At 74.0% G+C, this 22,524-nt stretch carries 22 protein-coding genes; 12 read left to right on the forward strand and 10 right to left on the reverse strand.

What is annotated here, in order from left to right:
• The first annotated feature begins 19 nt into the window (after positions 1–19).
• The 4 genes from ACIGHB_RS19145 (at position 20) to ACIGHB_RS19160 (ending at position 4,056) form a co-directional block, all read left to right on the forward strand.
• Positions 20–625, forward strand: coding sequence for an NAD(P)H oxidoreductase (locus ACIGHB_RS19145; RefSeq protein WP_399914455.1), 606 nt, complete (start codon positions 20–22; stop codon positions 623–625).
• On the forward strand, positions 622–2,151 hold the full coding sequence (locus ACIGHB_RS19150) for an MFS transporter (RefSeq protein WP_399914458.1): 1,530 nt from the start codon (positions 622–624) through the stop codon (positions 2,149–2,151). The genes ACIGHB_RS19145 and ACIGHB_RS19150 overlap by 4 nt, the downstream gene beginning before the upstream one ends.
• Before the next feature lie 172 nt (positions 2,152–2,323).
• Complete coding sequence (locus tag ACIGHB_RS19155) at positions 2,324–2,929, forward strand: maleylpyruvate isomerase family mycothiol-dependent enzyme (protein WP_399915012.1); 606 nt, start codon at positions 2,324–2,326, stop codon at positions 2,927–2,929.
• A gap of 65 nt (positions 2,930–2,994) precedes the next feature.
• Positions 2,995–4,056 carry an NAD-dependent epimerase/dehydratase family protein gene (locus ACIGHB_RS19160; protein ID WP_399914460.1) on the forward strand — a complete coding sequence of 354 codons (1,062 nt, stop codon included), beginning with the start codon at positions 2,995–2,997 and terminating at the stop codon, positions 4,054–4,056.
• 160 nt (positions 4,057–4,216) lie between these two features.
• Here ACIGHB_RS19160 and ACIGHB_RS19165 read toward each other — a convergent pair whose 3' ends face one another.
• Entirely contained in the window at positions 4,217–5,329 is a 1,113-nt protein-coding gene (locus ACIGHB_RS19165; RefSeq protein WP_360309740.1) for a HAMP domain-containing sensor histidine kinase, read from the reverse strand.
• A complete protein-coding gene (locus ACIGHB_RS19170; protein WP_399914462.1) occupies positions 5,326–6,057 on the reverse strand; it encodes a response regulator transcription factor in 732 nt (243 codons plus the stop codon). The genes ACIGHB_RS19165 and ACIGHB_RS19170 overlap by 4 nt, the downstream gene beginning before the upstream one ends.
• A gap of 135 nt (positions 6,058–6,192) precedes the next feature.
• Here ACIGHB_RS19170 and ACIGHB_RS19175 point away from each other — a divergent pair, with 135 nt between their 5' ends.
• From ACIGHB_RS19175 to ACIGHB_RS19185, 3 genes are read left to right on the forward strand one after another with little or no spacing between them, the layout of a single operon-like run.
• Positions 6,193–6,870, forward strand: a complete 678-nt coding sequence (locus ACIGHB_RS19175; RefSeq protein ID WP_360309850.1) for a glycosyltransferase family 2 protein — start codon at positions 6,193–6,195, stop codon at positions 6,868–6,870.
• Entirely contained in the window at positions 6,867–7,499 is a 633-nt protein-coding gene (locus ACIGHB_RS19180) for a DUF2064 domain-containing protein (protein ID WP_399914464.1), read from the forward strand. The genes ACIGHB_RS19175 and ACIGHB_RS19180 overlap by 4 nt, the downstream gene beginning before the upstream one ends.
• Positions 7,496–8,161, forward strand: coding sequence for a methyltransferase domain-containing protein (locus ACIGHB_RS19185; RefSeq protein ID WP_399914466.1), 666 nt, complete (start codon positions 7,496–7,498; stop codon positions 8,159–8,161). Before ACIGHB_RS19180 ends, ACIGHB_RS19185 begins: the two co-directional genes overlap by 4 nt.
• A gap of 25 nt (positions 8,162–8,186) precedes the next feature.
• Here ACIGHB_RS19185 and ACIGHB_RS19190 read toward each other — a convergent pair whose 3' ends face one another.
• Positions 8,187–8,627 (reverse strand): hypothetical protein, encoded by a 441-nt coding sequence (locus tag ACIGHB_RS19190; RefSeq protein ID WP_399914468.1) that lies wholly within the window; start codon positions 8,625–8,627, stop codon positions 8,187–8,189.
• Positions 8,624–9,793 carry a molybdopterin-dependent oxidoreductase gene (locus tag ACIGHB_RS19195; RefSeq protein WP_399914470.1) on the reverse strand — a complete coding sequence of 390 codons (1,170 nt, stop codon included), beginning with the start codon at positions 9,791–9,793 and terminating at the stop codon, positions 8,624–8,626. Before ACIGHB_RS19195 ends, ACIGHB_RS19190 begins: the two co-directional genes overlap by 4 nt.
• Before the next feature lie 104 nt (positions 9,794–9,897).
• Between ACIGHB_RS19195 and ACIGHB_RS19200 the strand changes: the two genes are divergently transcribed.
• Positions 9,898–11,352, forward strand: a complete 1,455-nt coding sequence (locus ACIGHB_RS19200) for a glycosyltransferase 87 family protein (protein ID WP_399914472.1) — start codon at positions 9,898–9,900, stop codon at positions 11,350–11,352.
• Here ACIGHB_RS19200 and rpsR read toward each other — a convergent pair.
• Genes rpsR through rpmG form a run of 4 tightly spaced genes read right to left on the reverse strand, consistent with a single transcriptional unit; the run spans position 11,294 to position 13,192 of the window.
• Positions 11,294–11,542, reverse strand: a complete 249-nt coding sequence (gene rpsR, locus ACIGHB_RS19205) for a 30S ribosomal protein S18 (RefSeq protein WP_360309754.1) — start codon at positions 11,540–11,542, stop codon at positions 11,294–11,296. The two genes, ACIGHB_RS19200 and rpsR, sit on opposite strands and share 59 nt — an antisense overlap.
• A 30-nt stretch (positions 11,543–11,572) precedes the next feature.
• Positions 11,573–12,733: a CobW family GTP-binding protein gene (locus ACIGHB_RS19210; protein WP_399915014.1), complete on the reverse strand. Its 1,161-nt coding sequence runs from the start codon at positions 12,731–12,733 to the stop codon at positions 11,573–11,575.
• Positions 12,733–12,978, reverse strand: coding sequence for a type B 50S ribosomal protein L31 (locus ACIGHB_RS19215; protein WP_360309758.1), 246 nt, complete (start codon positions 12,976–12,978; stop codon positions 12,733–12,735). Before ACIGHB_RS19215 ends, ACIGHB_RS19210 begins: the two co-directional genes overlap by 1 nt.
• A gap of 49 nt (positions 12,979–13,027) precedes the next feature.
• Positions 13,028–13,192 (reverse strand): 50S ribosomal protein L33, encoded by a 165-nt coding sequence (gene rpmG, locus ACIGHB_RS19220; protein WP_019753828.1) that lies wholly within the window; start codon positions 13,190–13,192, stop codon positions 13,028–13,030.
• Positions 13,193–13,264: 72 nt separating this feature from the next.
• On the opposite strand from rpmG, the gene rpmB reads away from it, so the two are divergent.
• Both rpmB and rpsN read left to right on the forward strand, forming a co-directional pair.
• A complete protein-coding gene (gene rpmB, locus ACIGHB_RS19225) occupies positions 13,265–13,501 on the forward strand; it encodes a 50S ribosomal protein L28 (protein WP_399914475.1) in 237 nt (78 codons plus the stop codon).
• Positions 13,501–13,806: a 30S ribosomal protein S14 gene (rpsN, locus tag ACIGHB_RS19230; RefSeq protein ID WP_399914477.1), complete on the forward strand. Its 306-nt coding sequence runs from the start codon at positions 13,501–13,503 to the stop codon at positions 13,804–13,806. The genes rpmB and rpsN overlap by 1 nt, the downstream gene beginning before the upstream one ends.
• A gap of 232 nt (positions 13,807–14,038) precedes the next feature.
• Here rpsN and ACIGHB_RS19235 read toward each other — a convergent pair whose 3' ends face one another.
• Positions 14,039–15,202, reverse strand: coding sequence for a GTP-binding protein (locus tag ACIGHB_RS19235; protein WP_399914479.1), 1,164 nt, complete (start codon positions 15,200–15,202; stop codon positions 14,039–14,041).
• A complete protein-coding gene (gene rpmF / locus ACIGHB_RS19240) occupies positions 15,199–15,378 on the reverse strand; it encodes a 50S ribosomal protein L32 (RefSeq protein ID WP_360309766.1) in 180 nt (59 codons plus the stop codon). Before rpmF ends, ACIGHB_RS19235 begins: the two co-directional genes overlap by 4 nt.
• Positions 15,379–15,550: 172 nt before the next feature.
• Here rpmF and ACIGHB_RS19245 point away from each other — a divergent pair, with 172 nt between their 5' ends.
• The gene (locus ACIGHB_RS19245; RefSeq protein WP_399914481.1) at positions 15,551–15,847 is read left to right on the forward strand and encodes a hypothetical protein; all 297 of its coding nucleotides are present in this window, start codon (positions 15,551–15,553) and stop codon (positions 15,845–15,847) included.
• A gap of 336 nt (positions 15,848–16,183) precedes the next feature.
• The gene (locus ACIGHB_RS19250; protein WP_399914483.1) at positions 16,184–22,444 is read left to right on the forward strand and encodes a DNRLRE domain-containing protein; all 6,261 of its coding nucleotides are present in this window, start codon (positions 16,184–16,186) and stop codon (positions 22,442–22,444) included.
• Positions 22,445–22,524: the final 80 nt, after the last annotated feature.

Consider the following 22,524-nt stretch of genomic DNA (forward strand, 5'->3'; position numbering starts at 1 on the left):
CCTTCCGAAGGACGCCTCCATGCCCCGCCACACCCTGCTCGTCCACGCCCACCCCCGTACCGACTCCCTGACCGCACAGGTCTCCGGCCTCCTGCACGCCCGGCTGAAGGACGGCGGCGCGAGCGTCGACGTACTCGATCTGTACGCCGAGGGCTTCGACCCCGTCCTGCGGCCGGCCGACGAACCGGACTGGGCCGACCGGGAGAAGACGTACTCCCCCGAAGTCCACGCCCATATGGACCGCGTCCTCGCCGCCGACGACATCGTGGTCGTCTTCCCGGTCTGGTGGATGGCGCCGCCGGCCGTCCTCAAGGGATGGATCGACCGGGTGTGGAACTACGGCTTCGCCTACGGCCGCAGCAAGCCCCGCCTGGCCGGGAAGCGCATGCTCTGGCTCGCCCTGATGGGCAACACCGAGGCGGAGATCGCTCAGTGGGGCCTCTCCCCCGTCCTGGACCTCCAGCTTCGGGTGGCCGTCTCCCGGTTCTGCGGGATCGAGGACGCGTCCGTCGCGATCCTGCACGGCACCGAGCTGTCGGGGGTGCCGCGTGCGCAACGCCCGCAGCGCGTGCGGGAACTGCTGAGGTCCGCCGAGGAATCCCTGAACGGAGCACTGCCCCGATGACCACCACCGACACCCCCTCTGCCCCCTCTTCCCCCTCTTCTCCCTCTTCCTCCGTCGAGACCGGGCCCGCGAAGGCCGGGGCCCGCCAGTGGATCGGACTCGCCGTCCTCCTCCTGCCCGTCACGCTGATGACGGCCGACCTCGGCGTCCTGTGGCTCGCCACGCCCTACCTGGCCGCCGATCTCCGGCCGAGCAGCGCCCAGTTGCTGTGGATCACCGACATCTACGGCTTCCTCACCGCCGGCACCCTGGTCATCATGGGCACACTCGGCGACCGCCTCGGCCGGCGCCGGCTCCTGATGACGGGCTCGGCCGGCTTCCTGCTGGCCTCCCTGCTCGCCGCCTACGCGCCGAACGCGGAGACCCTGATCGCCGCCCGCGCCCTGCTGGGCGTGGCCGGAGCCGCCGTACTCCCCTCGACGCTCGCCCTCATCAGCCACATGTTCGCCGACGCGCGGCAACGGGCGACCGCGATCGCGATGTGGGTGACGGCGCTCTCGGTCGGCCTGGCGATCGGCCCGATCGTCGGCGGGGTGCTCCTGGCGGCCTGGTGGTGGGGATCGGTCTTCCTGATCGGTCTGCCGGTCATGCTGATCGCCCTCGTCGCGGCGCCGGTCCTGCTGCCGGAGTACCGCGATCCCGCCGCCGGCCGGACCGACGTGCCGAGTGTGGCCCTCTTCCTCTTCGCGGTCCTGCCCCTGGTGTACGGGGTGAAGTCGGTGGCCTCGCACGGCCCGACAGCCGGGGCCGCCGGGGCCTTCGCCGCGGGTGCGGTCCTCACCGTCCTCTTCGTCCGCCGCCAGAACCGGCTGACGACACCCCTGCTCGACCTGCGGCTCTTCCGCGACCGCGCCTTCACCGGTGCGCTGCTCACCCTGCTGCTGGGCATGACCGCGCTGAACGGCGTGGAGTACCTGGTCCCGCAGTACCTCCAGGCGGTCGCCGGCCGGTCACCCCTGGAAGCCGGGCTCTGGCTGCTGCCGGGAGCGGTCGGGCTGATCGCCGGATCGCAGCTGACCCCGCCGCTCGCCCGCCGCTACCGCCCCGCGTACGTCCTGATCGGCGGTCTGCTGGTGTCGCTCGCCGGGTACACGGCGATCGCGCTGGCGGCCGGGGCCGGTACGGCCTCCCTGGGCCTCGCGGTCATCATGTTCGGCGCCGCCCCGATCAGCGTCCTCGGCACGACCCTGGCAGTCGGCGCCGCACCCCCCGAGAAGGCGGGCGCGGCGGCGGCGACCGGCCAGACCGCGTACGACCTGGGCCTGGCCCTGGGGATCGCGCTCACGGGAAGTGTCGCGGCGGCGGTCTATCGCGGCGGGATCCCCGGCGACGCTCCCGCCGCGGCGCGGGAGTCACTGGGCGCGGCGAGCACGGTCGCGGACGAGCGCCTGCTGGCGATCGCGCGGGAGTCCTTCACCACGGCTCTGCAGGCGGCGTCGACGCTCAGCGCGGCCTTCGCACTGCTCACGGCGGCGCTGGTGGCGGTGCTGCTGCGCAAGGTGCCGACGATCTCTTCGGGCGGGTAGAGGGCCGGAGGGCGCGGCGGGCTCGTCCTGTGGACGGGCCCGCCGCGTTCCGGTCCGCGTACGCCGCGTACGCGCCTGAGGCCGGGGCCGATGAGTTCCGTGGGGGCGACGAGTCTGCCCTGGCAGTTGCTGTGGTCGACGGGTGGAGGAAACCGTGGAAGACGTCTGGTCGATGGTCCATGCGGAGCGCGCGGCGCTCATCGGTGTCCTGGAGCGCCTCGACGACGCGCGGTGGGACGAGCCTTCGCTCTGTGCCGGGTGGACCGTGCACGACGTGGTCGCCCACCTGGCCGACACGGCTCGGACGACGCGGCTGGGTTTCGTGCTCGGCCTCGCGCGGGCGCGGTTCGACTTCGACCGCCAGAACGCCCGCGGCGTCGCGCGCGAGCGCGGCGCCTCCCCGCGGGAGACGCTGGAACGGCTCCGTCGGGTGGCGGCGCGCAGGTCGACCCCGCCGGCGCCCCTCGACAGCCGGCTCGTCGAGGAGGTCGTGCACGGCGAGGACATTCGCCGGCCGTTGGGACTCTCCCGCTCCTACCCGACGGAGGCCGTCGTCAGGTCGCTCCGTCTCCAGGTCCGGACGCCGGCCTCCCTCGGCGGGGCCAGGGAACTCGTGGCCCGCACCCGGCTGACGGCCACGGACGCCGACGTGTCGATCGGCGAGGGCCCGGAGGTGAGCGGGCCCGCGCTCCCGCTTCTCCTGGCCGTCTGCCGTCGGCGGGTGGCGCTGGACGACCTCGGCGGACCGGGACTCGCGGCGTTGGCCGCCGCGATGTGACGGAAGGCTTACGCCCCCGGCGCGCTGGGCCCCGGAGGGAGGGGCCCCTGCCTAGGGTCGTGCGTATGCGTGTACTCGTCACAGGCGGAGCCGGGTTCATCGGCTCCCACATCGTGAGTGCTCTCCAACGGGCCGGTCACGAGCCGGTCGTGCTGGACGTCCTGCTTCCCAGCGCCCACACCTCCGTACCCGAGGCCCCCGCCGGGGGGTTCCTGCGGGTGGACGTGCGGGACGCGGAGGGCGTCCGGGTGGCGCTGCGCGGCGTCGACGCCGTCTGCCACCAGGCCGCCATGGTCGGTCTCGGCAAGGACTTCGCCGACGCGCCGGCGTACGTCGGCTGCAACGACCTCGGGACGGCCGTGCTCCTCGCCGGGATGGCGCGGGCGGGAGTGGAACGACTCGTCCTCGCCGGGTCGATGGTGGTGTACGGGGAGGGCCGGTACGACTGTCCCCGCCACGGGCCGGTGCGGCCGGGTCCTCGTCACCCCGAGGACCTGGCGGCGGGACGGTTCGAGCCGCGCTGCCCCTCCTGCGGTTCCGCGCTCTCGCCCGGCCTGGTCGGTGAGGACACACCGGCCGACCCGCGCAACGTGTACGCCGCGACGAAGCTGGCACAGGAGCACCTGGCGGCCTCCTGGGCCAGGTCGACCGGCGGCACGGCCGTGTCCTTGCGGTACCACAACGTGTACGGGCCCGGGATGCCCCGCGACACCCCCTACGCCGGTGTGGCCTCGCTCTTCCGTTCCGCGCTCGCCCGGGGCGAGGCACCGCGCGTCTTCGAGGACGGCGGACAGCGCCGTGACTTCGTCCATGTACGGGACGTGGCCGCGGCCAACGTCGCCGCCCTGGAGACCGACACGCCGCCGGCCGGCGCTCTCACCGCGTACAACACCGGCAGCGGGGATCCGCAGACCGTGGGGGAGATGGCGACGGCCCTGGCGCGGGCGCACGGGGGTCCGGGGCCTGTGACGACGGGTGAGTTCCGGCTCGGGGACGTCCGGCACATCACGGCGGACTCGTCCCGGCTGCGGCGTGATCTCGGGTGGCGCCCCGAGGTCGGGTTCGCGGCGGGGATGGAGGAGTTCGCCCGGGCCGGTCAGCGGGCCTCCGCGGCCGTCGGCGGGTAGGGCGGTCAGCCCTCGTGTCGCGGGCGGGCAGACCCGGTCAACCGCAGTGCCGCGGGCGGGTGAGCCCGGTCAACCGTCGTCGCGGGCGGGCAGACCCGGTCAGCCGTCGTGCCGCGGGCGGGTGGGGCCGTCCGTCCGTGTCGCGGGCGCGTAGCCCCGGTCAGCCGTCTGCCACGGGCAGGGAGACCTCGAAGCGGCAGCCGCCGGGCACGTTGCGGACCTCGGTCCGGCCGGCGTGCGCCTCGACGATGCCACGGACGATGGCGAGGCCGAGACCGGCTCCGGCGGGTGGCGTGCGGGCCTCGGTACCGCGCCATCCCGTGTCGAAGACGCGGGTCAGATGCTCGTCAGGGATGCCGCCGCAGCCGTCGGTGACGGAGACGACGACGGCCCCGTCCCGTCGCCGGGCGGCCACCGCCACGGTGCCGTCGGCGGGCGTGTGGCGGATGGCGTTGACGAGGAGGTTGGCCAGCACACGGGTCATCTCCCTGCCGTCCACGTCGACCGGAACCGCCTCGACCTCCTCACCCACCAGGCGCACCCGGTGTTCGCGCGCGAGCGGGTCCGCGCCGCTCAGGGCGTCGCCCACGAGGTCGTACACGGAGATGCGGCTGGGGGTGAGGACCACGGCTCCGGCGTGGATGCGGGAGAGGTCGAAGAGGTCGTTCACCATGCCGGTGAGGCGTTCGACCTCGGTGCGGATCTGCCGGTGGTAGCGGGCCGGTTCGGCGGCCATGCCGTCCTCCAGGGCCTCCGCCATCGCCCGCAGTCCGGCGAGCGGGGTGCGCAGGTCGTGGGAGATCCAGGCGACGAGCTCCCGCCGGGAGGACTCCAGGGCCCGTTCGCGCGCTCTGGAGGCTTCGAGCTTGGCGCTGGTGGCGGCGAGTTCCCGTGTGAGCGCGGCGAGTTCCGCGGGCGCCTCCCCCTGCGGCGGGGCGAAGCTGCCGCCGTCGCCGAAGTGCCGCGCGGCCAAGGTCAGCGCACGGCTGCCCGCGACCACCCACCGGCCCAGGACGAGGGCGGTGGCCAAGGAGACCAGGGCGGCCATGGCGACGACGACCGTGACGACCCACAGGTCGTGCGGCGAGAGGAACATCGCCCGGGCCACGGCGAGCGTGCCGGCGAGCATGGCGGTGACGGTCACGACGGCGACGACGGTGAGGGACACGGCGACCGAGAGGCGCCGCACGAGACGGAGGACGAGGGCCCCCGCGAGTCCCGCACAGGCGGCCCCGGCAAGGGCGAAGACGGCGATGAGCAGGACGTCCTTCACGCCGGGGCCTCCTGTCCGGCACCGGTTTCGAAGCGATAGCCGACGCCCCACACCGTCTGGATCAGGGCGGGGCGGCCGGGGTCGTCCTCGATCTTGGCCCGCAGCCGGCGGACGTGCACCGTGACCGTGGACAGGTCGCCGAAGTCCCACCCCCACACCGTCCGCATCAGCGCCTCGCGGCTGTGTGCCGTGCCGGGGTGCTCCATGAAGTGGGCGAGGAGGTCGAATTCGCGCAGGGTGAGGGCGAGCGGAGCACCGGCGCGGGTGGCCCTGCGGGTTCCCGGGTCCACGGTCAGGTCCCCGGCGCGCAGCGGGCCCGGGGAGGCGGATGCCGCGGCGGTGTGGTGGCGGCGCAGCACGGAGCGGACGCGCAGGACGAGTTCCCGGGGGCTGAAGGGTTTCGTGACGTAGTCGTCGGCGCCCACTTCGAGCCCCGTGACGCGGTCCTCCTCGTCGCTGCGCGCGGTCAGCATGATCACCGGTACGGGGCCGGTGGCCCGCAGCAGACGGCAGACCTCCAGGCCGTCCATGCCGGGCAGCATCAGGTCGAGGACGACGAGGTCCGGCCACCGCTCCCCGGCCCGGCGCAGCGCGTCGGCGCCGTCCCCGGCGTGCTCGACGGCGAACCGGGCCCGCTCCAGGTAGCCGGTGACGACCTCGGCGACCGTCGGGTCGTCGTCCACCACCAGGATCCGTGGGGCGGGGCGGGGGCCGCTGTGCTCGCTCATGGCGCCCAGCCTCGCATCCGCGCCGGGCGGGCGGCCACGGCCGGCCGGGGGGACCTCGCACGGCGTCCGCGTTTCGTAAGGACTTCCACCGCCCCGGAGCGCGACGGGATTCCTACGGTGGGAGCCGTGACCTCCATGAGCGTAGACGTCGTCCTTCCCTGTCTCGACGAGGCCGAGGCCCTGCCCTGGGTGCTCGCCCGGGTTCCCGAACGATGGCGGGCGATCGTCGTCGACAACGGCTCCACCGACGGTTCCGCCGCGCTGGCCCGCGGCCTCGGGGCGACGGTGGTGCACGAGTCCCGGCGCGGGTTCGGCGCCGCGTGCCACGCCGGACTGCTCGCCTCCGACGCCGACTTCGTCTGTTTCTGCGACTGCGACGCGTCCCTCGACCCCGGCCTCCTCGCGGGTCTGCTGGACTCCGTGCGCGACGGCTCCGCCGATCTCGTCCTCGGCCGCCGGCGGCCCGCCGAGCGCGGTGCGTGGCCGCTGCACGCCCGGGCGGGGAATCTGGCGCTGTCCCGCATGGTGCGCCGCAGGACGGGGCTCCGGCTGCGCGACCTGGGCCCGATGCGGGTCGCCCGGCGGGACGAGCTGCTGTCCCTGGGGCTGACGGACCGGCGCAGCGGCTACCCGCTCCAGATGGTCGTCCGGGCCGCCGACGCCGGCTGGCGGGTGCGCGAGGTGGACGTGCCGTACCTGCGGCGTTCCGGGCGGTCGAAGGTGACGGGCACGTGGCGGGGCACCTGGCAGGCCGTGCGGGACATGCGCCGGGTTCTGGACGAGGCCGCGCCGGTCGCGGGTGAGCGCGGATGACGGCGCTGCTCGTGATCGCCAAGGAGCCGCTGCCCGGCCGGGTCAAGACCCGCCTCACTCCCCCGTTCACGCCCCCTCAGGCCGCGGCGCTCGCCGAGGCCGCCCTGACCGACACGCTCGCCGCGGCGGCCCGGGTTCCGGCCGGCCGGCACGTGCTGGTCCTGGACGGAGAGCCCGGCGCCTGGCTGCCCCCGTGCTTCGAGGTGGTCCCCCAGGTGGCGGGCGGGCTCGACGTGCGGCTCGCCGCCGCTTTCGCCGGGTGCGAGGGCCCGGCGCTGCTCGTGGGCATGGACACCCCGCAGCTCACGCCCGCCCTGCTGACCCCGGCCGTGCGCGGAAGCGCGTACGACGCCTGGTTCGGTCCCGCGGTGGACGGCGGCTTCTGGGCCCTCGGCCTGCGCTCCCCCGACCCGGCGCTGCTGCTCGGCGTCCCCATGTCGCGGGCCGACACCGGCGCCGTCCTGTACGGGCGGCTCCGCGCGGCCGGTCTGCGGATCGGCCGGCTGCCCGAGCTGCGGGACGTGGACACCGCCGAGGACGCGCGTCTCGTGGCGGCCGAGGCGACGGGCACCCGCTTCGCCGCGCTGCACGCCGCCCTGGACCCGGCGCGGGCGGGAGCGGCCACATGACCGTCACGACGACGGCCTGGCGCGCCGGCCCGTACGCCGACGCCCTGCGCTCCGGCCGGGGTCCGCTCTATCTCAGCCGTGACGACGGGTGGCTGCTGCCGCTGGAGGTCGAGCGGTGGTGCGACGCCCCGGACGCGGCGGACCTGTCCGTCCTCGGCCGCTGTCGCGGGCCGGTCCTCGACATCGGCTGCGGTCCGGGGCGGCTCGTCGCCGCGCTGGCCGCGGCGGGGCGGCGGGCGCTGGGCGTCGACGTCAGCCCGGAGGCGGTCGCCCGAACCCTCGGGCTCGGCGGCACGGCCCTGTGCCGCTCGGTGTTCGATCCCCTTCCCGGGGAGGGGCGCTGGGGCACCGCCCTGCTCATCGACGGCAACATCGGCATCGGCGGCGACCCGGCCGCCCTGCTGCGCCGGGTGCTGCGGGTCGTCTCCCGCTCCGGACGGGTCGTCGCGGAGTGCGCGCCCGTGGACGTGGACGAGCGGTGCGAGGTCCGGGTGGTGGACGGGAGAGGCGGCAGCGGCCGGCGATTCCCGTGGGCGCGGGTCGGCGCGCCCGCGCTGGCGGCGCACGCGGCGGCCGCGGGCTGGGCGGTGACCGAACGCTGGGAGGTGACGGGCCGCCACTTCGCCGTCCTCGCCCGTGAGTCGTCCCCGCCGTGTCGCTGAGGGCGCTGCCCCCTGGCCGTGTCGCTCAGGGGGCCGTTCTCGCCGGCCGGTCGTCCTCGTCGTCCCGCTGAGGGCGGGCACGCCACCGTCGTACGAGGATCCGCGCCGCCGTCACCGCCGCGACCACCGCCAGCACGAGCGCGAGGTTGCGGCCGTACGGCAGGGGCAGCGCGGAGGGGTTGGGCGGCGCGCCCGGCCGGAGCAGCAGGGGCAGCGTGATGAGCACCAGGCTCCCCGCCGCCATCAGCGCCCCCCTCAGCGCGCCTCTGTCCGCCCGTCCGGCGAGCAGCAGCCCCACCGCGAGGACCAGCGGGGCGAGGATCCCGTCGTGCAGGACGAGCGCCCCGGCCAGCCAGAGGAGTACGCCCGCCGGGTCGGGCTCGGCCGCCACCAGCCGGGCGCCGACGCCGACCATTGCGATGCCGAGCCCGCCGGCGGCGTACCGCAGCGCGTGCGCGGTCGTCACAGCACCTCCAGGCGGTGCACCCACTTGGTCTGGAGGACGCCGGGCCGGTTCGGGGCGATGATCCGGGCCGGGAATCCGTGGTCGAGGGAGAGGACCTGCCCGTTGAGCGTGAGGGCGAGCAGGCTGAGGGGGTCGTCGGCGTAGTCCGCGCCCATCTCCATCACCCGGTAGGCGCCGGCCTGCTCCAGCGACGTCACCCGTACGCCGTCGTGCCCGGGTCGGCCGCCCGCCCGCGCCACCAGGTCGCGTACCCGTACGCCTTCCCAGCGGGCGTCGGCGCTCCACCCCTCGACACAGGCGATCGGCAGCCGGGCCGTGGTGCGGGGCAGCTCGCGCAGGGCGTCGAGGGTGAGCGTGTACGGGCGCGGGCCGGTGACCTCCAGCCGCCACGCGCGGAGGCCGCTCGCGGTGACGCCCGCGGCGGCCGCGGTCCTGTTGACCGGGAGCCCTTGCGGGCCGTGGTCGGGGTGCCGGGGGGCGAGCAGGTCCAGGGACTTCAGGGGGGTGAACGTCTGGCCCACCGTCGTCAGGGTGACCGCTCCGACGGCCGCCCCCGTGCCGAGCAGCAATGAGCGGCGGTCGCGGACGTCCTCGGCGGGCAGCGCGAGCGTCCCCTCCGACGTCCTCCGCCAATGGGCGCCGATCTGCGGGGCCTTGACCGCGACGTGCAGCAGGACCGAACCGGCCACGACCCAGGCGACGGCGAAGTGGACCGGGACGAAGGAGAACGGCCAGGGGTACCACTCGGCGATGTTGAGCAGGCCGGTCAGCACCTGGAAGAGGGCGGAGGCGACCAGCACCGCGACGGACAGGCGTTCCAGCGCGTGCCGCCACGACCGCACCGGCGGCCACACGAACAGGCGCGGGTACACCGCCCACAGCTTCACCAGGAGCAGCACGATCGCGGCCAGGCCGGTGGCGACGTGCAGGCCCTGGGTGAGCCGGTACCCCCACACGGGTCGGGGCGGGAGGCTGTTCGACAGCCAGTCCGGCGGGTGCTGGAGGTAGTGGCTCACGAGGCCGGTCGCGAAGCAGACCGCGAAGGCGGCGCCGAGCCAGCGGCCGACGGCGGTCGCCGTCCGCGCGTCGTGCGGACGGCCGGTGAAGACAGGCGGGCGGAACGCGGGCAGGGTGATCCTGCGCGGGCGGAAGGTCATGGTTCCCATGACACCGTCGCGGGCCGCGGCGCGGGGGCTCCGACACCTTACGGAATCCGAACGCCTCGACGCGGCGCCGTCCGTGTGCGCGAGCCTCCTGCCAGGCTGCGCCCATGTCTCGTACCCGTCCGCTCGCGGTCACCGTCGTCCTGGTCGCGATCCTGGCCACGGCCCTCACCGCGCTGCTCGGCGGGGACGCCGTCGGCGGAGGCTTCCTGGGCGGCTACGCGGCGTGCTGGGCGCTGTTCGCGGCTGCCGTGGTCGCGCTGCGCCGGGTCGCCGGACGCGCTGTCGTGCCCCTGGTGCTCGCGGGGGCGGTCGCGGTCGCCGCCACCGGGCTCGTGGAGGCGCCGCGCACCAGCACGGACGCGTACCGGTACGCGTGGGACGGGCGGGTGCAGGCGGCCGGGATCTCCCCGTACGACCGCGCCCCCGCCGACCCGGAGCTCGTCCCGCTGCGCGACGGATGGCTCTTCCCCGCCGCCACGGCATGCCCGGGCACGCCGGACGTGGCGCCGCTGCCCGACGGCGGGTGCACCCGCATCAACCGGCCGGCCGCGCACACCGTCTACCCGCCGGTCGCCGAGGTGTGGTTCCTCCTGGTCCACGGGCTGGCCCCGCCGAACAGCCGCCACAAGGCCCATCAGGTCGGCGCGGGTCTCCTCTCCCTCGCGGTGACCGGCCTGCTGGTGACCGTCCTGCGGCGGCGCGGGGACCCGCGCCGGGCCGCCCTGTGGGCCTGGTGTCCCGCCGTCCCCGTCGAGGCCGTCAACAACGCGCACGCCGACGTCCTCGCCGTCCTGTTCTCGGTCGCCGCCCTCGCCGTCGTGGCCCGCCGCCGCCTCACCGGCGGCGCGCTGCTCGGCTTGGGGATCGCGGCGAAGATGCTGCCCGCCGTGCTGCTCCCGGGCGCCGTCTCCGGGGCGCGCCGCCCGCGCGCCGTCCTCGCGGTGGTGGTGCCGGCCGCGGTGGTCGTCGGCGCGGTGTACCTCCCCTACGTCCTGCTGTCCGAGGCTTCGGTCCTGGGCTACCTGGGCGGCTACGCGGAGGAGGAGGGGTACGAGGACGCCGGCGCGGGCGGACGCTTCGCGCTGCTGCGGCTCGTCCTGCCGGACGCGTGGGCCACGACCGCGGCGCTGCTGGTCCTGACGGGCGTCGCGCTCGCCGTGTGGTGGCGCGGCGATCCCGAACGCCCCTGGCGCGGCGCCCTCCTCACCACGGGTGCGGCCTTCCTCCTCCTCACCCCCGGCTACTCCTGGTACGCGCTCCTCCTCGTCGCCCTGGTGGCACTGGACGGCCGGGTGGAGTGGCTGGGCGTGGCAGGGGCCGGCGCGGTCGCGTATCTCGCCGGCCCGGGGGCGGGCCAGGGGGCCGTGACGGCGGCGTACGCGACGGCCGCCGTCCTGGTGGCGGCGGGCGCGGGGCTCCGGCGCCGGCGACGCCCGCCCCCGGTGGAGCGCACGCCGTCCGGTGCCGAACCGGACGCGGCGGGGCGGCCGTTGTCCGGTGTCAGCGGGTGGCGGGGTTTCCCGAGTAGGGCAGGAGGGCCATTTCGCGGGCGTTCTTGACGGCTGCGGCGATCTTGCGCTGCTGCTGGGCGGTGACGCGGGTGACGCGTCGGCTGCGGATCTTGCCCCGGTCGGAGATGAACTTCCGGAGCAGGTCGGTGTCCTTGTAGTCGATGTACGTGATCCCGGCGGCGTCGAGCGGGTTGGGCCGGGCCTTGAGGGGCTTGCGGGGGTCCTGGCGGCGTGCCATGGAGGTGCTCCTTGCTGGTCGTTCGGGGGGTCAGGTCTGGTCGAGAAGGGTGTCGAAGGCCGCGGGCAGATGTCTCCACGCCTCGCGGCCGGCGGCGTACTCGGCGTCCGTCAGCAGGCAGGATTCGAGGAGTTGTTCGACTCCTTCGCGATCCAGCCCCGGTGAGGTGAAGACGAGGTGCTGGCAGCAGTCGCCGTGTTCGGGGTGCCAGTCCAGTGACGCGGCGGCCCGGCGCATGGGCGGGACCATCTCCCATGCGGCGTCCGGCAGTGAGGCCAGCCAGGGTCCGGCGTTCTCCACGCACAGGGCGCCGCCGGCGGCGTCCCAGGCGAGCAGGGTGTCGGGCCGGTCCGCGAGCCAGAACCGGCCGCGGCTGCGGGCGGCGGCGCAGCACAGGTCTTCCAGCGCCTCGTAGAGGCGGCCGGGGTGGAAGGGCCGGTGGCGGCGCCAGACGAGGGTGGTCACCCCGGCCTCGTCGGCGTTCTGCGGCAGCAGCGCGCACGCCGGGTGCTGGGCCGCGGCGGCCGCCTCGACGTCGAAGCCGGCGAAACCGGCGAATGCGGCCTCGGCGAGTTCTCCGGACTCCGCCGCCACCTGGCGTGCGGTGGGGTGGAGTTGCGCGAGGAGGGCGCGGTCCTCGTCGTCCGCTTCCTCGTTGTCGACGAGGGCGAGGACGGGGGCGTACTCCAACTGCCGGGCCCAGGTGTCCCCGACGGTGCGCTGGTCCGTGGGGGCGGCTTGCAGGCCGGCCTCGGCGAGGTCGTCGCCGTTGGCCAGGTAGGGCAGGACGAGCGCGGGGTCCACGGCGGTGATGACGTTGGTGAGGACCACGCGGTCGCCCGCGTGGGCGGCGATGACCTCGGCCATGCCCCTGGGCTCCACCGAGTCCCACAGTTCGACGACGGCGAGTCGTGTGAGGCCGCTGCCCGCCAGCCTCTCCAGCTCGGGGACGAGGTCCTCGCGCAGGGCGCAGCACGCGCAGTCGTTGACCAGAGGGGCCTCCTCGTCGGAGAGGAGACCGGAGGCGTCGCGGATCAGGCGGCGTACGGTCCGGTCGTCCGCCCCGGTGAGGTCGTGGTGCAGGGCGACGCTGCCGGGGACGGCTTCCAGGAGCCGGTCGACGGTCTGCCTGCGGGCGTCCGCGTGGAGTCCGGCGACGAGGACGACGGGGAGAGCGGGGTCCCGCTCCATCATCGGGTTCCGTAGCGGCGCTCGAAGCGTTCGACGCGGCCGGCGGTGTCCAGGACGCGGGCGGTGCCGGTGTAGAAGGGGTGGCTGACCGAGGAGATCTCGACGTCGACGACGGGGTAGGTGTTGCCGTCCTCCCATTCGATGGTCTTGTCGCTGGTCATCGTGGAGCGCGTGAGGAAGGCGTGGTTCGAGGCGGTGTCGCGGAACACGACGGGGCCGTAGGCGGGGTGGATGCCGGGCTTCATGGTGAGGGCGGGCCTTTCGGGGTGGGTGGGGGCGGGCGGGACCGGGGGATCAGCGTTCTTCGCGGAAGTCGACGTGGCGGCCGACGACGGGGTCGTACTTGCGCAGGGTCATGCGGTCGGGGTCGTTGCGGCGGTTCTTGCGGGTGACGTAGGTGAAGCCGGTGCCCGCGGTGGAGCGGAGCTTGATGACGGGGCGGAGTTCGTTGCGTGCCATGCGGCTAGTATATGGGAATGATTTCCATTACCGATAACGTAGTGGACGTAGAGAGAGGCAGGTAACACACCCATGTCCGCCCACTGTCAGCTGACCGGCGCCCAGCCCGGCTTCGGCAACGCCATCTCCCACTCCCACCGGCGCACTTCGCGCCGCTTCGACCCGAACGTCCAGCGCAAGCGCTACTGGCTCCCGAGCGAGGGCCGGCACGTCCGCCTCACCCTGAGCGCCAGGGCGATCAAGACCGTGGACATCATCGGCATCGAGGCCGCCGTGGCCCGGATCCGTGCCCGCGGAGGGAAGGTCTGATGGCGAAGAAGAGCAAGATCGCGCGCAACGAGCACCGGAAGGCGGTCGTCGAGCGGTACGCCGCCCGGCGGGCCGAGCTGAAGGAGATCATCGGCCGCCCCACCAGCACGCCGGCCGAGCGCGAGGCCGCACGGGCCGAACTCGGCCGCCAGCCGCGCGACGCCAGCGCCACCCGCGTACGCAACCGTGACAGCGTCGACGGGCGCCCCCGCGGCCATCTGCGCAAGTTCGGCCTCTCCCGGGTCCGCGTCCGGCAGCAGGCGCACGCGGGCTTCCTGCCCGGAGTGACCAAGTCCTCCTGGTAGCCGGCCCCTTCTCCCCTGAGGCAGCGGGTCCGCCGCCTCAGGGGAGGACCGGCGCGCGGCTCCCGCAGGCGCCGCACACCCGCGCCAGGAGGGACGCCCGGCGAACGGAGAAAGGCGCCGCGTCGAAACGCGGCGCCTTGCGTACGCCCTCACGGAGCGGGAAGGGCGAAGAAGCCGGGTGGGGCGGTGCCGTGGCTGCGACCACCGCCCCACCCGGAGCTCGTCGGGCCGGTCACACGAGAGCGGCACCCTCGTGCGCGCAGGCGTCGTCGATCCCGGAGGAGTCCCACGCGGGGAACGGGTCCTCGGCGGGAGGCTCCTCGCCCTCGGCCAGCAAGCAGCTCGTCAGCGCCGCCCCGAGGGCCTCGGCCCTGAGGCCGGTGCCGATGAACACCAGTTCCTGCCCCTGGGCGTCGTCGCGGACGCCGGAGGGCTCGAACCGGGCCACGGAGCCGGCCTGCGACCACAGCCCGGTGATCCGCGGTCGGCCCGCGAGCCAGAAGAAGCCCTTGGAGCGCAGGACGTGCCCGAAGGCGCCGCTGTCGAGCCCCTCGGTGACGAAGGTGAACAGCCGAGCCGGATGGAAGGGCTTCTCGGAGCGGAAGACGAGGCTGGAGATCCCGTACTCCTCGGTCTCGGGCACATGGTCGCCGTTGAGCTCCATGACCCAGCCCGGGGCCTCCTGCGCGCGCTCCAGGTCGAACAGGCCGGTCCCCAGGACGCGCCCGAGAGGCACCTGCCCGTGGACGGCGGTCACCAGCTGGGCGGCGGGGTTCAGCCGGGCGAGGGCCGCGCGCAGCCGGAGGGCGTCGTCCGCCCCGACGAGGTCGAGCTTGTTCAGCACGATGACGTCGGCGAACTCGATCTGGTCGATCAGCAGGTCGCTGACCGTCCGCTCGTCCTCCTCGTACGGGGCGAGACCCCGCTCCACCAGGCCGTCCCCGGCGTCGAGCTCGGGCAGGAAGTTCGCCGCGTCCACCACGGTGACCATGGTGTCCAGACGGGCCAGGTCGCCCAGGGTCGCGCCGTCGTCCCGGGGGAAGGCGAAGGTGGCCGCGACCGGCAGGGGCTCGGAGATGCCGCTGGACTCGATGAGCAGGTGGTCGAAGCGGCCTTCGCGCGCCAGCCGGTCCACCTCCTCCAGGAGGTCGTCGCGCAGGGTGCAGCAGATGCATCCGTTGGTCAGCTCGACCAGGCGTTCCTCGGTCCGTGACAGGGCGGCCTCGCCGCCGCGTACCAGCGCCGCGTCGATGTTGATCTCGCTCATGTCGTTGACGATCACCGCGACCCGCAGTCCGTCGCGATTGGTGAGCACATGGTTGAGCAGGGTGGTCTTGCCGGCGCCGAGGAAGCCCGAGAGGACGGTCACCGGGAGCCGCCGGTCGGCGTCGCTCACCGCACTCGGCCTTCGGGCCGCAGCAGGCCGCGCTCGTACGCCCGCACCAGCCGCTGCGGCACGTGGTGGACGACGCCGTCCACCGAGACCGGCACCAGCTGGGGCGTCACGGCCTTCCACTGGGCGCGGCGGTGGCGCGTGTTGCTGCGGGACATCTTCCGCTTCGGGACAGCCATGACCTACCTCCTGGAACAGGGACAACGCGCAGGACGTTACATGAAAACGACTTCCATTACCAAGTCTCGCGGAGGCGGTGATCCGGCGACCGCGACGGGTGGACGCTGCGCGTCGGCGGGCGAAGCGGAGGAGACTTGGAGGAGACGTCTCCTCACAGCCCAGGAGAAGGCCATGACCACCGCCCACCTCGAACATCCCGGCCACACCCACGCCCACCACGAGGGGTGCGGGCACGTGGCGGTTCCCCATGGCGATCACGTCGACTACGTGCACGACGATCATCTGCACCGGATGCACGACGGCCACGCGGACGAGTGCGAGCCCCAGGGCCACACGCCCCACGACGCGCACCCCCACGCCCACGGCGAGGGCTGCGGGCACGTGGCGGTTCCCCACGGCGACCACGTCGACTACGTGCACGACGGTCACCGCCACGCCGGCCACGGCGAACACTGGGACGACCACTGAGCCCGTTCGCCCCGAGGACCTCGTCGCGGTCCGGTTTGCCCGGAACGGGCGCGGGGGACGGGGACGCCGTCCCCTGAGGGACGCCTGAGGCGCGCCTGCGGAGCGCCGGCCGGTTGGGCGCGTCCCGTACGTCGCCGCGCGGACGGACGGGAAGGATTCGGGCCTCGGACGTCAATGCGGGGTGCGTCCACGGGAGTTGTGCGGGGCGGGTTGAGACGGCGTCAGGCCCTTTGTTGCGGAGGGGTAACGGGGAGGGGGGCGGCGTACCGGGCCGCGCCCGGCATGGTGTGGGATTCCCCAGGTCAGCACCACTCCGTCCAAGGGATTCCGTCCTACGTGAACCACTTCATATCCCGGGCCGGCGGCTCCGCAGTGCCGCCGGCCCGGCGTTCGGGCAGGCGCTTGCGCGCCGTCGCCGCCCTGGCTTCCGCCGCTCTCACGGCCCAGACGCTTCTGGCCGGCCAGGCGACCGCCGTACCCGGGAACACCCCTGCCGCCCCCACCGCCGACAAGCCGGCCCTCGGCCCCGCCGAGGCGCGGGACGCGGCCACGGCCCACCTGTCGGCGCGGCTCCAGAAGCGCGAGATCGAGATCCTCGACGAGCGCACCGACTCCACGAGTTCCTACGCGCTGCCGGACGGCGGCACCCAGGTCCGCTCGTACACCGGCCCCATCCGCGTCAAGGACGCGGCCGGCCGCTGGCAGCCCATCGACACGTCGCTCGTGGACACGGGCTCCGCCATCAAGCCCAAGCGGGCCGCGGCCGACGTGTCGCTGTCCGACGGCGGTTCGGGCGAACCGCTGGTCGAGGTCGCCCGCGGCGCGCAGTCGCTCGGCATCGGCTGGGCGGGCAGGCTGCCCGCGCCGGAGCTCAAGGGCTCGACCGCCACCTACAAGGGCGCCGTCGCCGGCGGCGACCTGGTCGTCACCGCCCTCAAGGAGGGCTTCTCGCACTCCGTCGTCCTCCACGAGGCGCCCAAGGGGCCGGTGGAGTACCGGATTCCGGTCGAGGCCGACGGCCTGACCCTGAAGGAGACCCCGGACAAGCGGCTGCGCTGGGACGACACCCGGAGCAGGGCCAAGGCCACCGCTCCCGCACCGGTGATGTGGGACTCCACCTACGACCGCGCCTCCGGCGACGCCCGGCACATGGCCGCCGTCGACGTCGAGATCGAGAAGGGCGCGGACGGCGAGGGCCAGGTCCTGGTCCTGAAGCCGGACGCGAAGTTCCTCGCGGACCCGAAGCTCGTCTACCCGGTGACGATCGACCCGACCGACTCCCTCATGGGGCCGGTCACCGACACCTGGATCCAGTACGACGACTACCTGACCTCGCAGCGCGGCTCGACCGAGCTGAAGGCGGGCACGTACAACGGCTCGGAGAAGGCCCGCTCCTTCCTCCAGTTCAACGTGGACAAGTACAAGGGCAAGGTGATCACGGACACCGACCTGCGCCTGTACTCGACCTACGCGTCGAGCTGCAACACCGCCAACTCGGGCAACGAGGTCCGCCGGATCACCGGCGCCTGGGACCCCTCGGCCATCTCCTGGTCGCAGCAGCCGGCCACGACCGCCACCGGCGCCGTGGTGAACAAGTCCGCCAAGGGCTACAGCGCGAGCTGCCCGGCCGGCCACGTCTCCTGGGACGTCGACGCCATCGTGCAGGCGTGGGCCGACGGCCAGCCGAACCACGGTGTGCGGATCGCCGCCGTGGACGAGACCGACGTCCTGACCTGGCGCCGCTACCACTCGGCGAACCAGACGGACGGCTCCCACAACGCCGCGTACGAGCCGTCCCTGACGGTCACGTACAACACCAAGCCGGGCGCGGCGACGCCGCTCTCCCCGCTGTCGGGCACGTCGACCAACGACACCACCCCGACCCTGACGGGCAAGGCCACCGACGCCGACGGCAACACCGTCCAGCTCACCTACGAGATCTGGGCCTCCGCCGGAACCGCGGCGCTCCAGACCGGCAAGTCGGCCTCCGTGGCCTCCGGCGCCAACGCGCCGTGGACCCCGGCCACCGCGCTGGCTCCGGGCGCCTACAAGTGGCGTGCCGCCGTCCACGACGGCACCAGCTGGAACGGCACCTGGTCCGCCTGGCAGACCTTCACCGTCGACACCTCCAAGCCGGCCGCCACCGCCGTCTCCTCGGCGGACTTCCCGGCCGGGCAGTGGTCCGGAACCCCGGACGCGGACGGCGACTTCACCGGTTCCTTCACCTTCACCCCGCCGGCCGGCGACGTGAAGGACGTCCGGTACCGCCTGGACTCGGGCGCCTGGGTCACCGCCGCCACCACCGGCGCCGCCGTCACCAGGCCGCTCGTGTTCAAGGCGGGCCCGCACACCCTCACCGCGCACACCCGGGACGCGGCGGGCAACGTTTCCGCCGACACGGTGTACGCCTTCTCCGCCGGCAAGGGCGCGGCCCTGGTCTCCCCGGCCGAGGGCGACCGCCCGGCCCGGCGCGTGGTGCTGGCCTCCGAGGGCCGGTCCACGTACACCGGCGTGCGCTACCAGTACCGGCACGGCGAGGCCGACGCATGGAAGGACGTGCCCGTCGCCGACGTGCGCCGTTCCCTCGACGGCGGCGCGGTCGGCGCCTGGCCGTTCGCGGTGACCGGCGGCAAGCCGGCCTCCCTGTACTGGAACATCACCGACACCCTGGCCAACGACGGCCCGGTGGACGTCCGCGCGGTGTTCGGCGACGGGAGCACCACCGACGCCTCTCCCGAGGCCGAGGTCGTCGTCGACCGCAACGCGGGCGAGGCACCGACCGCCCAGGTCGGCCCGGGTTCGGTGAACCTGCTCACCGGTGACTACAAGCTGAGCGCCAAGGACGTCCAGGCGTTCGACGTGGCCGTCAACCGGACCGCCTCCTCGCGCGCCAACCCTGACGACTCGGAGGGCCAGGCGGCCGTGTTCGGCCCCGGCTGGGTCTCCTCCGTGAGCGCCGAGACGTCCGGCAGCGGCTACACGCAGCTGCGGAAGACCTCCGCGACCTCCGTGGAGATCCTCGACGCCGACGGCGGCTCCACGGCCTTCACCGCGAAGGCGGGCGGCGGCTGGGAGCCCGAGGCGGGCGCCGGGACGCTCACCCTGACCGGCACGCTCACCGGCGACTCCTTCACGCTGAAGGACACCGACGCGACCGTCACCGTCTTCACCAAGGCGGGCGCGGGCGCCACCACCTGGACGCTCGCGACCTCGGCCGCCGCCGTGGACGACTCGACGGTCACCGTCGTGTCCGAGACCGTCGGGCAGGGCACCGGGACGGTCGTCCGCCCGAAGTACCTGATCTCCCCGTCCGAGGCCGTCACGGCCGCGACGTGCCAGGCCGCGCCGTCCACCAAGGGCTGCCGCGTCATCGAGTTCGTGTACGCGACGGCCACCACGGCCACCGGCTGGTCCACGGCCGCCGACTTCGGCGACTTCGCGGGCCAGGTCGCGTCGATCAAGCTGTGGGCCACCGACCCCGGCGCGGGTGCCGCCCGTGACGAGGTCCTGTCCCGCTACCGGTACGACAAGTCCGGCCGGCTGCGCCAGCAGTGGAACCCGCACTACTCGCAGGCCACGCAGGTGCAGTACTCCTACGACGCGGCGGGCCGCGTCTTCTGGATGATGCCGGGCACCGAGCAGCCGTGGAACTTCCACTACGGCAAGGCCGGTTCGTCGCTCACCGCCGGTGAGGGCATGCTCCTGAAGGTGACCCGTCCGACCCTGAAGCAGGGCACGACGAACACCGTGGAGTCCACCGCGACCAGCACCGTCGTCTACGACGTCCCGCTGTCCGGCGCCGCCGCGCCGCGCACGATGGACCCGGCCACGGTCGGCGCCTGGGCGCAGAGCGAGGTCCCGACCGACGCGACGGCGGTCTTCCCCGCCGACTCCGTGCCGGCCTCCTCCACCGGAGCCGACCTGACGGCGGCCGGCTACGGCCGCGCGTCGATCACCTACGTCGACGCCAACGGACGGGAGACCAACACGGCGACCCCCGGTGGCGGTCTGACCACCACCGAGTACGACGCCTTCGGCAACGAGGTGTCGTCGCTGTCCGCCGCCAACCGCGACCTCGCCCTCGGCGCCGGTCCGGACGCGGCCGCGCAGCTCGCCGCGCTCGGCCTGACCGGCCTGAGCACCGCCGAGCGGGCCGAGCGGCTCTCCGCCGCCACGGTGTACTCGGCCGACGGCCAGCGGGTGCTGCACTCCTACGGCCCCCTGCGCCTGGTGTCCCTGGCGGGCCCGGTGGCGGCCTCGGGCGCCAACCCGGCCCTGCCGGCGGGCGCGCTGGTCCCGGCCCGTGAGCACACGGCCGACAAGCACGACGAGGGACGTCCGGCGGACGCCGCCGTCTCGGGCCTGCCGACCTCCTCGGTGACGGGCGCGGCCATCGAGGGCTACCCGCAGGACGCGGACACCCGGACCACGGTGACCACGTACAACTGGGCGACCGGCGAGGAGCTGGTCACGCGGGACGGTCAGGGCAACCAGGTCGGCAACACCCGCTCCACCTACCGCGCGGACGGCAAGCCGGCCACCACCAGCCTGCCCGCCTCGAACGGCGGCGACGCCGGCACCCTGACGTACACGTACTGGACCGCCGACGGCACCGGCGCGTGCGCCGCGCGTCCGGAGTGGGCCGGGCTGCTCTGCCGTACCGAGCCCGCGGGCAAGGTCACGGGCGGCACGCCCGCGGACGTGGCCACGACCGCGTACACGTACAACCGCTGGGGCGGGGTGGCCACCACCACCCGCACGGCCAACGGCGCCACGCTCACCAGCACCGTCGGCTACGACGACGCCGGGCGGCGCGCCCGGACGAGTGCGAGCGGCGGTCCCGGCACGGCCGTGCCGGAGACGGTGTTCACGTACGACCCCGAGACCGGGAAGACGACGGGCCAGACGTCCGGCGGCAAGACGATCTCCTACGGGTACGACACGCTCGGCCGGCTCGTCTCGTACCGGGACGGGGCGGGCAACACCGCCACGACCGAGTACGACCTGCTGGACCGGCCGGTGAAGTCGGCGGACTCCACCGGGGCGAGCACCACCTACGGCTACGACGCCGCGGGCCGGCTCACGAGCCTCGGCGACTCCGCCGCGGGCACCTTCACCGCCTCCTATGACGCGGACGGCCGGCTGACCGGCCAGCAGCTCCCGGGCGGCTACCGGCTGAAGGTGACGACCGACCCCGCGGACCGGACGACCGCCCGCGAGTACACGGACGCCGCCGGCACGACGGTCCTCGCGGACATCGCCGAGTACCGGGTCAACGGCCGCATGGCGGGCCACAGCCTGACCGACGGCACCGGTGTCTCCACCGTCCTCGGCTATGACGGGGCGGGCCGGCTGACCAGCGCCGCGGACACGTCCGCGGCGGGCTGCGCGGTCCGGTCGTACGGCTTCGACGCCAACAGCAACCGGACGTCGAAGTCCACGACCCTGGACGACTGCGACCCGGCCACCGCCGACGCCGTCGTCACCCCGGAGTCGTACGCCTACGACAGCGCCGACCGGCTGACCGGTGTCGGCCGGACGTACGACGCCTTCGGCCGCGCCACCACCCACGGCGCCGCCACGCTGGAGTACTTCACCGGCGACCTGCTCCGCTCGGAGACCGTGGGCACCCAGCGGCGCGTCTGGGACCTCGACGCCGCGAGCCGTCCGGCCGTGGCCACGACCTGGTCGCAGGGCCAGGACGGCACCTGGAGCACCGTCGGCACCGTGACCCAGCACTTCGGCGACGACTCGTCGAGCCCGGACTGGGCGGTGACCTCCGACGGCAAGGTGAACCGATTCGTCAACGATCTCACCGGCGGGCTCGGCGCGATCACCGGGCCCGGCGGCAGCGTCGTGCTCCAGCTGACGAACCTGCACGGGGACGTCTCGGTCCAGCTGGACCTGACCACCCCGGCCGAGTCCTCGGTCCAGCGCTACGACGAGTACGGCCTGCCGGTCGACGACACCCTCGCCGCCCGCTACGGCTGGCTCGGCTCCGCCCAGGTGTCCAGCGAGACCCTCAGCGGTCTCGTGCTGACCGGGGCGCGCGCCTACGACCCGGCCACCGGCCGGTTCCTCCAGGCCGACCCGAAGTACGCGGGCGGCAGGAACGCCTACGTGTACTGCGGCGGCGACCCGGTCGGGTGCAGCGACTCCAGCGGCCTCGCCGACTACTACCGGCACTACGACCTCGGCAAGACCGGCGCGTCGGACAAGTCCGTGTTCAAGTACTGGAAGAGCCACTTCAAGGCGGTCTTCCCGATCCCGGGCCGCCCGAACAAGATCACCCGGGAGGGGCAGGACTTCACCCTCCGCCCCGTCGTCCTGGGCGTGTCGTGGTACTTCCCGGTCAACGTCAACAGCATCGGCAAGAGCTACCTCCAGCTCGGCGCCCGCTTCGGGCACCCGGACTGGCCGGGCGGCTGGGTCGGCTTCGACCTCTACAAGAAGAAGGGCCGGATGAAGCTGGAGATCCGCGGCCACCTCGGCGGCGGCGCGGCGGTCCTCGGCCGGAGCTTCAACGAGGCGATGGCGAAGAAGTACTGGGACAAGTTGGGCAGCAATCTGCGGAAGGTCGTCCGAAACAAGTTCTGACCGGGGCGTGACGCGACCCCGGGTGACCGCACCCGGGGTCGACTTCCCCCTTGAACATGTTCAATACTGAGGGCCTGGGG

The sequence above is a fragment of the Streptomyces sp. NPDC085460 genome (assembly GCF_044541975.1).
Taxonomy (GTDB): Bacteria; Actinomycetota; Actinomycetes; order Streptomycetales; family Streptomycetaceae; genus Streptomyces.